The organism is Flagellimonas algicola, from assembly GCF_005937185.1.
Classification (GTDB): domain Bacteria; phylum Bacteroidota; class Bacteroidia; order Flavobacteriales; family Flavobacteriaceae; genus Flagellimonas; species Flagellimonas algicola.
On record NZ_VCNI01000002.1, the window covers coordinates 438784 to 455048 of the forward strand.

8 protein-coding genes are annotated in these 16265 nt (G+C 43.9%); all 8 read right to left on the reverse strand.

What is annotated here, in order from left to right:
- Nucleotide 1: 1 nt before the first annotated feature.
- Entirely contained in the window at nt 2-8884 is an 8883-nt protein-coding gene (locus FGG15_RS10735; protein ID WP_138836082.1) for a PKD domain-containing protein, read from the reverse strand.
- Nucleotides 8885-9206: 322 nt separating this feature from the next.
- Entirely contained in the window at nt 9207-10571 is a 1365-nt protein-coding gene (locus tag FGG15_RS10740; protein WP_138836084.1) for an aldehyde dehydrogenase, read from the reverse strand.
- A gap of 176 nt (nt 10572-10747) precedes the next feature.
- Nucleotides 10748-11377, reverse strand: coding sequence for a pyridoxamine 5'-phosphate oxidase family protein (locus FGG15_RS10745; protein WP_138836086.1), 630 nt, complete (start codon nt 11375-11377; stop codon nt 10748-10750).
- Between the two features lies 1 nt (nt 11378).
- The gene (locus tag FGG15_RS10750) at nt 11379-11819 is read right to left on the reverse strand and encodes a nucleoside deaminase (protein ID WP_138836088.1); all 441 of its coding nucleotides are present in this window, start codon (nt 11817-11819) and stop codon (nt 11379-11381) included.
- A gap of 106 nt (nt 11820-11925) precedes the next feature.
- Complete coding sequence (locus FGG15_RS10755) at nt 11926-12849, reverse strand: homocysteine S-methyltransferase family protein (RefSeq protein ID WP_138836090.1); 924 nt, start codon at nt 12847-12849, stop codon at nt 11926-11928.
- Between the two features lie 11 nt (nt 12850-12860).
- On the reverse strand, nt 12861-13382 hold the full coding sequence (locus FGG15_RS10760; protein ID WP_138836092.1) for an AAA family ATPase: 522 nt from the start codon (nt 13380-13382) through the stop codon (nt 12861-12863).
- Between the two features lie 241 nt (nt 13383-13623).
- Nucleotides 13624-14958, reverse strand: a complete 1335-nt coding sequence (locus tag FGG15_RS10765; RefSeq protein ID WP_161991957.1) for an IPT/TIG domain-containing protein — start codon at nt 14956-14958, stop codon at nt 13624-13626.
- A 25-nt stretch (nt 14959-14983) separates the two neighbouring features.
- A complete protein-coding gene (locus FGG15_RS10770; RefSeq protein ID WP_138836096.1) occupies nt 14984-16258 on the reverse strand; it encodes an IPT/TIG domain-containing protein in 1275 nt (424 codons plus the stop codon).
- Nucleotides 16259-16265 lie beyond the last annotated feature (7 nt).

Sequence of the window (16265 nt, forward strand, 5' to 3'; positions counted from 1 at the left end):
CCTATCTGTTTATGTATAGCCAATCTGTTCGAGGTTCCGAGCCATCGCCCAGATCTAAGACATAATAATACGTGCCCACTGGCAATTGATCTCCTTTTTGAACGGTGGCCCTTCCATTGGAAGTACCATCCCACTCATTATTATAGGAGCGCTGTTCATACACAATGTTGCCCCATCGGTTATAGACCTGAAGCACATTGTTAGGGTATCTGGAAATACAGTCGATCTTAAAGAATTCGTTCACGCCATCACCGTTGGGCGAAAACTCATTATATATGGTTAAGCAAGATGGTGTTACTTCTGCTTGATCCGAATCGTTGGAACTATTGGTATCCAATTGATCCACAAAGGCCAGACCTGCTGTATTGAGGTAATCATTTACGTCCAGTATCTCTACAGTAAGTTGTAGGTTGGCCGTTCCTTGCGCTGCCAATTGATCCAATTCCCAGAATCCTGAAACCTCATCATAGGTTCCTTCTGATGTTTGGACCGTAATCAACCGATATCCAGAGGGTAGTATTTCTTCAATGCCAATGTTGGTCGCCTCCACGCTTCCTTGATTAGAAACGGTAATGGTAAAGACCACCTGATCTCCGATATTTGGAGCGGTATTATCCACATTTTTGCTGATGCTTATATCCGTAGTCTGTGGGGTAACAGATGCTATGGCCTCGTCATCATCGAGATTGCCATCCGAAAGATCATCTTCGGAAATCCCTTGATTAGGGTTGCTATCCGGGTCATTAAAATCACTGGCGGTTATTTCGGCAACGTTCAAATATTCGTCCATAGTCCCGGTTGGAGTGTTCACCGTGGCCAGAATCACCAGGGTCTCCGTGCTTTGGTTGAAAACAGGTCCATTCAGGGTCCATAATCCGGTGGATTCATTGTAAATACCTGCTGTTGAAATATGGGATTGATAGGTATATCCGGATGGAAGTAAATCGGTTACCTCAACCCCTGTGGCATCACTAAATCCATTATTGGTCAAATTCAAGGTAAACTCCACTACATCTCCCACATTGGGGGTTGCATTATCTACCGTTTTGGTCAGTTCCAAATCCGCTTGACCATTAGGTATTGCCTCTATGGTATCCTGATCATCTTCCGTCGCTAGATTATTGTTGGGAGTAGAATCTGGGTCAAACGTGTCCAGGGCAATCAACTCCGCGGTGTTTCTATAATCCCCGCTAGCCTGAACTTGGGCGGTAATCTGCAAGGTAGCAGTAGCGCCATTGGCCAGGTCTCCAATATCCCAAGAACCGGTAAGTCCATAATAAATTCCTGTGGACGGAAGTACCGAAACCAAACTATAACCGGAGGCCAACAAATCCTCCACCACAATTCCCGTGGCATCATTGGGTCCTGCATTATTTACGGTGATGGTAAATACAATTTCCTCTCCCACAGATGGGCTAAGGGAATCAGCCGTTTTGGTGACGGAAATATCCGTTACCGTTCTTGGCGCAATGGATTGTTCCGCTTGATCATCCTCATTGGGGTTATTGTTCCCTGGGGTTGAATCAGGATCCAGTTGAATTACAGCGACCACTTCTGCCACATTGTTGTAATCTCCAGTGGCGTTCACTTGGGCAGTAATATTTAAATCGATACTTGAACCTGAAGGAAGCGTACCAACACTCCATAATCCACTGGCATCGCTATAGGTTCCACCGGAATCATCCGATATATAGGCATAACCAGATGGTAAAGCATCCGATACCTCTACTCCGGTGGCATCGCTTGGTCCATCGTTGGTCAAGCTTAGCGTAAATATTACATTTGATCCCACATCAGGGCTTGGATTATCTATTATTTTGGTCAGACTAAGGTCCGAACTTGGAATAGGTGTAGTTCCAGCACTGTCTTGGTCGTTTTCAAAAACATTGCTGTTATTTGGTGTAGAATTTGGATCCAAATTATCGGAAGCTATCACCTCCGTAACATTGAAGTAATCCCCAGTAGCATTAACCGTCGCAACAATGTTTAACGTTTCCGTGGTCCCGTTTGGAATAGTACCATTCAAATCCCAAATTCCGGTTGCTGGCGTATACACTCCCGCCGTCCTATTATTGGAAATATAGGTATACCCAGTAGGCAAAAGATCAAGTACTTGAACTCCGGTCACATCACTCGGTCCAAGATTGGAAATGCTGATATTGAATATCACTTCTTCACCCACCAACGGACTTAGAATATCAACGGATTTACGAAGAATCAAATCGGAAACCAATACGGGAACAGGCTCTACGGTCTGCTGATCATCTTCTGTATCATCATTATTGGCCGGAACCGAATCCACATCGGTCTCCGCCAAGTCTGTAAGTTCTGCAATATTGGTATAATCGCCAGTGGCCAGAACGTTGGCCGTAATTACCAAAGTTTCTGTAGCTGTATTGGCCAAATTTCCAATGGTCCATGAACCATTCAAAGGTTCGTAAACTCCAATTGAAGGAACAGCGCTGACAAATTCATATCCAGAAGCCAAGAAATCCGTTACCACCACATTGGTTGCATCATTGGGTCCATCATTGAAAACGGATACGGTAAAAACAATCTGCTCGCCCATGTTGGGTGTAAGGTCATCCGCAGTTTTGGTCACGGAAATATCCACAAGAGGGTTGGGGTTTGTCACAGCATCATCCTGATCGTCTTCGGCAGCAATGGCATTGTTAGGTGTTGAATCGCTATCGGGCTGATCTACTGCTGTAATCTCAGCAATATTGGTGTAAGTTCCAGTCGGATTTACAGTGGCAGTAATATTCAAAAAAGATGTTCCTCCATTGACGATGCCCCCGACATTCCAGATTCCAGTTCCATCAGTATACGCCCCACCCGCATCATCCGAAACATAGGTATAACCCGAAGGCAATAGATCCGTTACCACAATATTGGTAGCATCGCTCGGTCCAGAATTGGATATGGTTATCGTAAATACGACATTGGTATTTACATCCGGGTTGGCGTTGTCCACATCTTTGGTCAAGGATAAATCCGCCACCGCAACAGGGGCTATAGTTACCTCATCCTGATCGTCCTCTGCACCCACTCCATTACTTGGAGTAGAGTCAATATCAAAACCATCCGAAGCAGTAATTTGGGCTACATTGGTATAATCGCCAGTAGTATTTACCAAGACATCTATAATCAAAGTCTCGTTGGTCCCATTGGCCAATGTACCCACTTGCCAAAGTCCCGTAGCATCATCATAAGTTCCAGCCGTGGCGCTATAAAGTACATAGTTGAACCCGGTAGGCAACAGGTCTTGCACCACCACATTTGCAGCATCATCTGGACCGCTATTGGAAACTGTTATTTCAAAACTAATCTCCTCACCTACGTTGGGATTTATATCATTGTCAACCACAATTTTGGTCAACGAAAGATCAGACTGAATTGGAGCTGCGGTTATCGCAGCTTCGTCATCTTCACTTTGGTCCCCATCATCATTGTTGGGTGTACTATCCGAATCAAATTGGTCGGCAAAGGTCACCTCTGCTATATGGGTAAATTCCCCAACAGCTCCAGTAGGATTCTGAACAGTTGCATTAAATGTTAAGGACAAGGTATTGGTTCCCACAGGAACATTCAGTCCCGTCCAGGTAATAATATCTGTTATGAAACTAAATGTGCCGCCGTTGCTAATTCCTGTGATAGTTGCATACCCCGCTGGCACCAGATTTTCTAGGGATACTCCCGTAGCTGGTGATGTTCCCTGGTTGCTGACATTAATGGTAAAAGTCACCACTTCCCCAACATCCGGAGTTGGATTGCTCGCCTGCATCGATATTTCCAAATCAGCTACTTGAGGTGTAATGACATAAAAGGCTTCGTCATCCTCACTTTGATCTCCATCATCATTCCCTGGATCACTATCTGAATCATATTGATCGGAAGCGGTTATCTCAGCCGTGTTTCGGTATTCATCGGTAGCTCCTGTAGGAGCATTAACCGTAGTCTCATAGCTTAGGGTAGTGGAGCCAACAGCTAGGTTCGCAATTGTCCACGCAATGGTACCTGAAGTATTTATGCCTCCATCGTTTATGGTTCCTATGGTCAATCCGGATGGAACGACATCCTCTACGCTTACATTGGTAGCCGCATCAGGTCCAGCGTTAGTAACTGTAAGTTCAAAAACCACGGTATCGCCAACATTGGGTGTGGCACTGGAAGCACCGCTAATATCTTTCGTCAAGCTTAAATCAGAAGCAAGGATAGTAACTTGGGCTGAATCTTGATCATCTTCCCCTGCTATACCATTGCCTTCTGTGGAATCGATATCAAAAAGGTCGTTGGCTGTAATTTCTGCAGTATTCTGATATGGGCCAGAAGCATTTACGGTAGCATCAAATGTCAAACTTAAGGTGGCTCCATTGCTTATGGATAAATTGGACCAAGTAATAGAAAAATCGCCAATGTTATAGACCCCTCCATTGCTAACAGTTCCAGGCACCAAAGTATATCCCGATGGAATTACATCACGCACAGAAACCCCTGTGGCATTGGAGGCACTGGAAGCATCATCATTAAAGACGTCCAAGGTAAATGTTACAGTATCTCCTGGATTGGCGGTAGTTGGAGAAACCGATTTGGTCAATTCCAAATCCACTCCCAACAGGGACACTTCAACGGTATCGGATACTGGAGTACAGCTGCCATTGCTAATGGTCCATTCAAATACATAAGTACCAGATGTGGCTCCAAAAACTTCCGTAGCCGGGTCATTTTCGTTGACAAAGCCAACTGTGGTAGGCCCAGAAACCTGCGTCCATATACCTGTCCCAACAGTGGGAGCATCAGCAGCCAAAACAATTGAAGAAAATTGTTCCAGTGATTGGTCCGGTCCTGCATTGGTACTTATGGGGTCTGCATAAATTATCACCTCGATGGTGTCATCAAAAGTACATCCTCCATTTACCACCGTCCAGGTAAATTCGTATGTACCTGGTTCCAAGGTGTCGATTAATGTTGTTTCGCTGTTTGGAGCAACAATGTTAGCTGGTGTTCCAGGGGTTCCTCCCACACCCGGTCCTGTAGTTTGGGTCCAGGTTCCGGTTCCGATAACTAAAGCTGTGGCAGCCATATTAGTTTGGGTGGCGGCACAAAATTCTTGATCAGGGCCTGCATCTGCTGTAGACGGAGCATTATCCGGGAAGGTAATATCCACAGTATCGGAAGAAGGGTCGCAAGCCGAAGGGCTATCTACAAAAGTCACCCCGTTATGGGCCACGGTCCATGTTAATGTATAGGTACCCGTAGTCGTAATATTGGAAATGGTGGAAGTGGGTGAATTGGGATTATCGATAACGGCTGCTCCCCCTGATGGATCAGCGGTAAATGTCCATGTTCCCGTACCCACTGTTGGCGGAACCGCGTTCAATTGAGCACTTAACTGGCAGGCATTGACTTGATCAAGTCCTGCATCCGCTGTGGACGGAGTTTCATATACTTCAATCCGAACTATGTCCGAGGTATTAAAACAAAACCCAGCTTCAAAATTCCATTCCAAAATATAGATGCCTGGAACCGTCAATCCAGTAAGCGTGGATGTTGGGTCATTGGGATTGCTAATCACAGCTGTGCTCCCGGCAGGTTGTTCCGTAAAGCTCCATGTAGCCTCATCTACATCATCCGGAGGCATGTTTCCTGCCAAGGTTGTCTGATTAGGTACAACCAAATCTCCCAAGCACAGCAGTTGGTCTGGCCCTGCATCCGGTAAAACCGATGGCAGGCCACTGGATTCCACCTGAACTTGATCGGAAGTATTTCCGCATCCTGTTGCGCCAGGATAGTTCGTAGTAAATTCAAAGATGTAAAAACTCCCAAGGATAATATCACTTACTTCAGCAACATTACTGCCTGCAGGATTTTGGGTAATGGTCGCTGGAGTTCCAGGAGCACCACCAACACCGGGGCCAAAGGTCTGGGTCCAGGTTCCAGTAGAGCCAAAAGTGGCTTCCAACAAAAAGTTTTGTACGTTGCAGAGTTCCATATTCGGGCCAGCATTGGCAGGGACATAAACATCCACGGTCTTATCTGCAAAACTGCTGGGACAATTACTATCCCCAGCAATGGTCCATCTAAAAGTATAAGAGCCGGATACCATTCCGGTTACCGTAGCATTTGGATCATTTACATCTGAAAAAGTGGGTGTATTTGGTGCGCCAGACAATAGTGTCCAAAAACCGTTTTCAATATTGGAGTCAAATGCGTTACCATCGAGGATTACCGTAGTGGATGAACAAATGGTTTCAGCAGGAGTGGTCACAACCGCCGTGGTCGGAGGAATTCCTACATTAAGGGTAACCTGATCTGTATCCGAAGAACAACTTCCATTGGTGGCTGTCCATTCAAAAACATATTGTCCTGAAAATGAAAATGTAAGCTGTGTTGTTGGGCTGGTGGAATCATCAATGATGTAACCTCCTGGCCCTGAAATCTGGGTCCAAAACCCGCCACTTCCCACAGAAGCTGTAGCATCCATGGTAAACATGGACTGACATTCCGTCTGATCGGGTCCAGCGTCCGCAACGGCATCCGGTCCAATCGTCAGTTCCATTTCATCCAACGTATCTTGACAACCTGGAGCAATTTTCGAAATGGTCCAAGTCAAATTGTAGCTCTGCTCAACGGAAATAGTTACATCCGTATCAAATTGATTAGCATCGTCAAAAGCAATGCCAATAGCTGGAGAAGCCGTCCAGGTTCCTATCTCGTCAACAGCAGGTTGATTCCCCGCTAAAGTTGTAGTGGTTATACCAGTTCCCAAACATTGGTCAGCACCTGCATCTGCCAAAGTAGGGCCTTGGGTTGCACCGGTTGTTATGGTAACCGTATCCGTTCCAGGGGTTGGACAAGTAGCATCATTGGGATTGGCTATCGTCCATCGGAAAACATAAGTTTCATTGGCATCATCCAAACCGGACACCAAAGTGTTCGGGTCATTTTCATCCGCAAAAACAATGGTGGCTCCAACTGGAGCAGAATCAACAGTCCATGTTCCAACCAAGTTTATGGTTGGTGGAGCATTACCCGCCAATTGCGTAGGCGCCCCAAAACAGATGGATTGGTCCAATCCAGCATCTGTCGGCACTGCTGTATCCGAGGATACAACTATCTGGACTGTATCTTCCTCAGAGGGTGCGCAAGAATTTCCTCCTGATATGGCATATTGGAACACATAGGTTCCAGGTACCAAATTGGAAACGTTTGTTGTTTGGGCATAAGGAGATGCAATAGTAGCTGTATTGGGCCCACTGATTTGCGACCAAAGGGTATTTCCAACGGCGGCGGCGTTTCCAGTAATATCGGTATCAGTGACATTACAGGCCAAGGTCTGGTCCGTTCCAGCGTTGGCCGCTGTTGGTGTTAAAGCAACATTGATATTAATAGTACTGGTGCCTACATCACATCCGGTTTGGATGGAGCCGCTCAGTGCTCTTCTAAAAAGGACGGTATATGTCCCTTCTGCATCAAAGTTGATCGTTAGGGGTGTTCCTCCCGCATTGGTAAAAGTGGAAGGATCCACCAAAGTAGAACTGGCTGGCCCACTAATAATACTATAGGTGTTGGTTCCATTTCCAGTGGTCGTGAATGGAATATCCACACTTGTTACACCGCATACCGCGGTTAGGTCACTTCCCCCATTTGCCAAGATAGTAACCGGGGTAGTGGAATAATTAATGCTAGCGATATCTGAATCACTACAAAGCGTTGTTCCATTTTCAATCGTGTACGTAAACTCATATGTACTACTCCCATCCAATCCTGTGATCTGTGTGGTACTGGAATTTGGGCTGATGATATTAACACCTGCTACAGGCCCACTCGTCTGGGTCCAAGTTGCAGTTTCATTTGTAAATAAGGGTAGTGAGCCTACAAGAGTCACTGTTGTAATACTGGCATCACAAAAGCGAATATCATTATTTTGAATGGTCGCTGTGGATATATCCTGGGTTGCCCCAGCAACCGTTATGGTCATAGTGTCCTGACCATTGGCACATGGTCCGCTTACCGACCAACGAAAAGTATAAACCCCTTCGACGAGGTTTGAAACGTTGGAATTATTACTATTTGGGTTTGCAATTACTGGCGTGTTAGGTCCGCTTACAAAACTCCAGGTACCTACTTGACCATTGATATTGTTTCCGCCAAAACTACCAGCAAAGTTAGTCGACTGGGTAAGTGAATAGCAATTATCCAAACTTTGATCCGGTCCTGCATCCACTAGGGTTTCCCCACCGTAATTGGTTACGGTAATCGTAGAACTGGATTCGCAAGATTGTCCTGGTGCGAAATCCGGACCTGTTATAGTCCATTGTAAGGTTGTGGTTCCAGCATTGGTTTCGGCTAGGGTCAAGGTTGTTGTTGGAGAGCTTGGCGCATTAATGGTTACACCTGCATTATTGGCTCCCACAATGCTCCATAGCCCAGTTTCACCAGCATTCAATGGGGTCTTAGCATTCGTACTTACACTCCCTGTATTATCTGGACAAGACGCAATATTGGTTCCCGCATTTGAAACTGTAATAGGTTGTACCGTAATATCAACATCTTGAAATTGTGGTGTTCCATCAGTGCAAACCGCACTCAATCTAAAAGTGTAGGTGTTTCCACCAACAAGACCGGAAATGGAAGTGGTTGGGTTGGAAGGATCGTTGATAATAACGGATGGCCCACCTACTTGCGACCATGTTGGACCACTTTGTACCAATCCTGAAGTGGAACCCGAAAGGTTGTACGTTCCGATGTTCTCACATATGGTTTCAGGAATTCCCGCATTAACTGAACAATTTTGTGCATAACTCCACTGCAATGAAGCGAGCAAAAACAAAAAAAAGAAATATGAAGTTCCTTTTTTTTGGGGGGTTAGCGGTCTTTTCATAATCAAAAAAATGAGGTTTTTCTTAGCATGTAAGAATATTCAAACATATCTACTAGCATCGGTTAAATAGAATATATGTTGTATTTCATCGATCATTTGTTGTGAAACATCGGATAATCGATGGGTGTTTTAACTGAACTCCAGAGTGTTCTGTAGGATTATACGTGCTAATTGTTTTTTTAAAGGACAGAAAATGCTCTTATAGCTACTGAATGCTAGTGTTTTAGCACTAGTTTGATGGACAATCGAAATAAGGGTTTGGAATTATGAAATTGCGAGGAATATGTAGTATTAAAACCGCTAATTCGTAGCAGCAGAAGTTTTAAAACAAGTGCTTTATTTTTTTCACAATTCCTATGGGGAGTTTATATGGTGGATAACGTAAGGGGACATCCAACCAATTGGCCTTTTTGATGATTCCTTTTGCATTGGAAAAAATCTCGAATGAGGCTTTCCCATGGTAACCTCCAAGTCCACTAGCCCCAACACCACCGAAAGGAAGTTTTTTATTGGTTATTTGGATGACGGTATCGTTAATAGCACCACCGCCAAAGCTATAGTTCTTCAATATCTTCTTCTGAAAAGATTTTTTATTGGAAAACACATAGGTAGCCAAGGGTTTTTCGTAGCGTTCCAAAACCTCAGCTAAGTCATCATCCGTTTCATAACCGATGATTGGTAAAATAGGGCCAAAAATTTCGTCCTGCATGACGGAGCTATCCAATACGGGTTCATTAACCAAAGTTGGAGACAGATAATTCTCCTCATCCTTAAAAAAACCGCCAAAAATCACTTTTTGATCAGCCAGCAGTTTTTTTAATCTAGTATAATTTTTTTCGTTAACTATCCTGGCTAGATCATCCGAAGGATCTTCAAGACTCCCAAACCCTTCTTCAATGCTTTTTTGCAAAGCAGCTATAAGTTTGCTCTTTACACTTTTGTGCACCAACACATAATCTGGTGCAATACAGGTCTGCCCTGCATTCAGGAATTTGCCCCATGCAATGCGTTTAGCTGACAGTTTAATGGAAGCTGAACTATCCACAATACAAGGGTTTTTACCTCCCAGCTCCAAAGTCACGGGCGTTAAATGTTTGGCCGCACTTTCATACACAATTCGTCCAACCTTAGTGCTTCCGGTAAAAAAAATATAATCCCATTTTTGAGCCAACAATTTCTGTGAGGTTTCCACCCCACCTTCAATCAGGGAAACATGTCCAGGTTCAAATACCGCAGCAACAATTTCATTACAAATTCTGGATGTGTTGGTGGTTAATTCGGAAGGTTTTATTACGACCGTATTTCCAGCTGCCACCGCACCCACCAAGGGGGCAAAAACCAGCTGGAACGGGTAATTCCAAGGGGCTATGAGCAACACAGTGCCATAGGGCTCCCGGTATAGATAATCCGTCGAAGGCCAATTGGCCAGAATTGAGGAAACCCGTTCCGGGCGTGCCCACAGTTCCAAGTTGTTTAATGCCGTCTTTATTTCAGCTAGCACAAATTGGGTCTCCGCAACCAAGGTTTCAAACTTGGGTTTTTTAAAGTCCTTATAAAGGGCTTCACAAATGGCATCCTCCCGCTTAACGATTTCCTTTTGCAAGCGTTTCAGAGCCTTCTTTCTAAAAGAAACATCTTTACTTTTTTGGGTTGAAAAGAATTCGCGATGTAGGTTTAGTATGTCCATAGATTCATAAACAGAGGTGCCTTGTATTGGGAAAATCAAGGGTAATCGACTTAATCCAATTACCCAACCCTAAATATAGAACAAACTTGACGAAACCTCTTAGGCTGCGCCATAGAAGCAAGCCTAGGTCTAGATAGACATTAGACTAAAGTCACTATACACAATGATAAAGGTGGTTAACCCTTTTGCTCTGAAAAATTCTCCTTTATCTGCTTTTTGAGTCCTTCTATTTGCTCCTCCAAGTCTTGGATATAATCATCCCGTTGCTTATTTAATTTGGAGATGTCTTCAAACGTATATCGCTGGGTGATATGCTGGGGGCAATTCCAATCAAAGGCCTTAATATGGAATAGAAAAATACGCTCTGCCTTGTAATCGTAATCCAATTCCAATTTTTCAACCAGCTCTGGGTTTTCTTCCAAAGACACAATTTCAGCTTCCGCGTAGATCTTTAAACGGGCGCGATTGACATAATCCATGAGGATAAGGGAAACTTTTTTATGTGTTTTCACATTTCCAGTAGAGATGTATTGCTTGTTCCCGGTAAAATCCAGGAAGGCCAAGGTCTTCACATCTATCATCTTTACAAAACCCTTTGGGCCTCCTCTATGCTGTATGTATGGAAAACCATTTTCCCCAAAGGAAGCCATATAAAAACTATCGCGCTCCTTAATAAAACTCATCTCCCTAAAGGAGAGGCCATCCGGCAATTCCATGCGTTCCACCCGCTCATAAGCATGCCTGCTCCCCTGATCCTTTTGAATTTCCTTAATCGTGTCTGTAAATGCTAATCTTGAATAGTTCATTTTAATTTTGTTCCAATTGAATACAATGGACAGGAGGTCCCCAGCCTTCCGGAACATTTTCCGATGCAAGCACATCAAAAGTCCCGTTGGCTCCACCCATCTCCCCAGATTTCTCCTTATAAATAACTGTTCCGATACGATGTACCCGTATGGCATAACTGCACATTACACAAGGCTCCTTGTTGGAGTACAGGACAACATTGGACATATCCTTACCAAGAATGGCCCTGGCTCTTCTTATTGCCTCCATCTCTGCATGGCAGCTCACATCTTGTTGGGAGGTTGCTGCTTCCTCGGCCTCCGCAATAATTGTATCATCCACAACGATCAAGCTTCCAACGGCGCTGTTACCCTTGGATGCGGCTTGGCCAGCCAATACTTCGCAGCGTTCCATAAAATAGGTGGCGTTCTTCATCACATCCCTTAGCCATAAAAATGCCAAAAACCTTACAGGGTATAGAAGACAAGATTTCCAGTTTTAACCAAAAAAGCCGAGACAAAAATCCCGGCTCTCCAAAATTCAACCAAATAATTGGCAGCTAAAACAGTTATACCAAAGAAATATGATCACATATGGCCTTTAGGTGAGATGCATCCGTTCCGCAGCAACCGCCAAATACCTCCAAATTGGGCAACAACTGTTGCAACTTTTTGTGCAGTTGACCCAGTTCATTTTTGTTACCAACATCCAACTCGGTTGATTCGTCCAATTCTGCGTGACTTTTGCATGAAGCATTGGCCCTTAAACCTTGAATTCGGTCTTTCCAACTTTTTGCTCCTTCAAGTACGGGCATAAAATGTGTTGGGTGCGCACAGTTGATCATATAATATTTTGGATAATTGTCCGTGGCCATGTCAATAGTTGTAATAGCTTTCTCTAAAGTTTCCCCACTGGGCAAACTACCATCCAATTCTGCTGTAAAGGATATCACTACAGGAATCTTGTGCATTTTGGCCGATTCAACTATTCCCAGAGCTTCATTAATATACGTCATGGTAATGGCCGTGACCATATCAACTTTGGCTGCCTTAAATACCTGCACCTGAAGGTTATGGTAAATTCGTGCCTCATCTGGATCCATCGCGGTGTCTACCCGATAGCCATCGCCTCTCGGACCAATTTGACCGCTCACCATGACGTTATCGACACAAGCTTTGTACTCTTGTTTTAGCTGTTTCATTTTTTGAATAGCCAACTTATTGACACGGATGAGGTTCTTTTCATCATAACCCAATGCCTTGCCCCAATCCAAATTAGCTCTCCAGGTAGGGCTTTCCAAAATGAACCCTGTTCCGTTCAATTTTGCCAATTCCAGGTACTCCCGATAGTAATTCTCCAAGGTTTGTACCTGATCTGTATTTTCCAATAATGGAAAAGCAGCAAAATGTTCCAGTTCAATTTGATGGTTGAAAATCAAATCAGTTTCCAATCCGCCATCTGTTAGTATTGTATTTTTTGTTATTTGTTCCATGGTCTTATATTTTAAAAATCCGATTGATCAGCACCTGTTCCTTTCAATATTTCTGCAATCTTCTCTTTTAGGGTATCTTCGGATTCGTTGTTGTTTTCTATTGTATATGTTGTTTGTACATTTTTCCTTACTACCTGCTTATTAATGGATTCAATCTGATCTAGTGGAATGGGAATATGGATGCTGGCATCCCTAGTCTTAATTCGTTCCATACAAGTTTTTGAATTTGCCTTCACTCCTATGGTCATAACCTTGAAATCAGCATGTAAACGGATGAGCATTCTATCAAAATAAGGCGTTAGTCCAGTGGACTCAAATACCACCGAAGGATAGCGCTTCATGGATTCTTTAATCCCATTTTCTATGGTTTGAAAAACTTCCGAAACATACTCCCCGTCCATGGCGTTCCTGGATTTTTTGAGCGCTTTGGCCCAGTCTTCCACCCTAATGAACTTGATATCGAAATACGTTTCAAAAAGCTCTCCTATATAGGATTTACCGCTTCCTTTTTGGCCTATGAGTAAGAATATCATTTTTGTTGCTTTTTACTATTTGCACTGTTTTCCTGCGACCTATATTTTTGACTGTCAAGTAAATAAGATACCCTATTAAAATCAAATTTACCCCATGCCATAGGTATATGGTCATGGATAAAAGCTGTCTGAAGGAATGATCTCCAGACAACAATTCTACCATCAATACGTATGCAACCACATCAATCCAGATTATAGCCAATAGGATACAGGCGTTTTGCAACTTGAAATTTTTCACCTTCTACTCCTGAATTATCTTACGGATGCTGTTGTTTCCGGTGTCCACCACAAACACAGTCTCCTGCTCGTCCACCACAATTCCGTGTAGGGCATCAAACTGGGCCTCTTCTCCAAGTCCATCCCTATTTCCTTTATCACTGCCTGACAGTGTACTGACCAATCCATCAGGAGTGATTTTTCGAATTTTGTAGTTGAACAAATCCGTCACGTATACATTGCCATTTGCATCCGTAGCTAATCGGCTTGGGTATTGGAATGCTGCCTCTATTCCAAAGCCGTCAGCATATCCATTATCGCTTCCCGCCAACGTACTCACCATCCCTTCGGGCGTAATTTTTCTGATTTTATGGTTGCCTTCGTCCACCACAAATATATTTCCATCCTCATCCACGGCAAGACCGGAGGGGTAGTAGAATTGGGCCAAATGAGAGGGGCCATCAGCAAAACCCTCATCACCACCAGCCAAAGTTGTGACTTCGCCATCCGGGCTTATTTTTCTGATTCGGCTGTTATATCCATCCGCTACAAGAATATTTCCCTGACCATCCAACGCAATATCTTCGGGGTAGGCAAATTTAGCTTCTGTTCCTTGCCCATCTTGAAATCCTTCTGTACTACCGGCCACAGTTACCACTATACCTACATTGGTTATTTTTTTGATTTTATGGTTGTTAAAATCTGCTATGTAAATAGTCCCCAATTCATCCACCGCAATACCTCGTGGATTATCAAAAAGGGCTAATGACACTACTCCGTCATTATCGCCCGCTTTACCACCGGCCAAAGTAATCACGGATCCATCCGGTGCTATCTGCCGAATTCGGTGGTTCTCCGCATCAGCAATATAAATATGTCCTAGGTTATCCATAGCAATCCCAATTGGTCTGCTATATTTAGCCTGTTCCAAAGGGCCGTCGTCATCACCTTCCGAACTTCCAGAGTAGGTACTCACCAAACCTGTGGAAAGGTAAGTGAACTCGGGACCGTCCAACACCATGTTTTCTACTTTGACCACTATATTGCCAGTTCCGGAGGCATAGCCCGGCATTTGTGGGACCACAACCTTTATTTGGTTGTCCGTGACTTCCTTTATAGTTCCTAAATTGTCATTAAAATAAACTTCCACCCTATTTGGGTCTGTCCCAAAATTTTTCCCTGTAATGCTTACTTCTGTTTCCTTTGGACCCTTTGTTGGGTTGATTTCGGATATAGTTGGTGTCTTGACCTCTTCAACTGTACCTTCGGGTTCCGTTATTATTGCACGGTCATCGCTGCTACAACCATGAGCAGCCAACATTATCATTAGTATTACACTAAATTTTATTAACGTCTTCATAATTTGATATTTAATTCTTTTGATTTTATTCCAATGTGATTTTACGTATGGTGTTATTTCCCGTATCGGTGACATAAAAGATTCCATCAGGACCTTTGCAAATGCCATACGGGTTTTTGAATTTTGCTTCAGTGCCCTTTCCGTCTATTTGTCCTTGTGAGGAACCGGCCAATGTTTTTACACTTCCTTCAGGAGAAATCCATCTTATTTGGTGATTGTCAGTATCCGCGATGATTAAGTTTCCAAACGTATCAAAGACTACATCAGAAGGGTAATCAAAAAGCGCTGTTTCCAATGCACCATTTTCAAACCCCTCGGTTGAACCTGAAAGAGTGGTCACTAAACCTTCTGGGGTAACTACCCGGATTCTTTGGTTTTCATTGTCGGCCACATAGATTACTCCTTGGTCATCCAACGTCAACCCCATGGGATTATAGAATTGAGCTGTGGTCCCTACCCCATCAGCAGTACCCTTGGAGCTGCCTGCAAATGTGATCACATCACCTTCTGGAGAAACCTTTCTAATCCTGTTGTTTCCCGCATCCGAAACGTACAGATCACCGCTAGTGTCAATTGCAATCCTTACCGGATGTTTAAACTGTGCAAACAATCCGCTCCCGTCGGCGTCCCCGGATCTTGCCCCGGCAAGGGTATTGACCATTCCATCTGGAGTGATTTTACGAATTCTGCTGTTCCCGGAATCCGCCACGTAAACATTACCAAGGTCATCAACAGCAACTCCTTCAGGATTATAAAACTTGGCCTGATCAATGGGGCCATCCACCATTCCCTGGGTTGATCCAGCAAATACTTCAACCTCACTTGCAGGACCTTTGGTAAGGATTCTATTGTTAAACTTATCAGCGATATACAATCGGCCATCTGAATCTATGGCAATCCCTCTTGGACTTCTCATTTCCGCATCTGCCCCAATATATGTGGTCACATCTGCGGTGTATTCGTAGACAAATTGAGGCCCTGTTATAATCTCATCCAGTGCTGTTTGCAAGTGCACTTGCCCTGTTTGGCCCATGACCGGAACCTTTACAACAATCTGCGTATCTTTTATGCTTTCAACAATAGCTTCCCTATCATTAAAAAACACCATTAGCCCGTTTATATCTGCCCCAAAGTTTTTGCCCGATATGGTGACCAAGGTTTCTTTGGGTCCCTTACTAGGACTTAAGGACGATATTGATGCTTTGGTATCTTGTATCAAAGCTGCATCTTCCTCTTTGCTGCAACTGCAAAGTATTCCCATTACCAGCATCACTATGCCGATCTTTATACCTGTTTTCATTTTAGTT

Coding starts and splice junctions, on each gene's coding strand:
- FGG15_RS10740 (WP_138836084.1), bottom strand. CDS start 10,571: ATGGACATACTAAACCTACATCGCGAATTCTTTTCAACCCAAAAAAGT.
- FGG15_RS10760 (WP_138836092.1), bottom strand. CDS start 13,382: ATGATATTCTTACTCATAGGCCAAAAAGGAAGCGGTAAATCCTATATA.
- FGG15_RS10755 (WP_138836090.1), bottom strand. CDS start 12,849: ATGGAACAAATAACAAAAAATACAATACTAACAGATGGCGGATTGGAA.
- FGG15_RS10765 (WP_161991957.1), bottom strand. CDS start 14,958: ATGAAGACGTTAATAAAATTTAGTGTAATACTAATGATAATGTTGGCT.
- FGG15_RS10745 (WP_138836086.1), bottom strand. CDS start 11,377: ATGAACTATTCAAGATTAGCATTTACAGACACGATTAAGGAAATTCAA.
- FGG15_RS10735 (WP_138836082.1), bottom strand. CDS start 8,884: ATGAAAAGACCGCTAACCCCCCAAAAAAAAGGAACTTCATATTTCTTT.
- FGG15_RS10770 (WP_138836096.1), bottom strand. CDS start 16,258: ATGAAAACAGGTATAAAGATCGGCATAGTGATGCTGGTAATGGGAATA.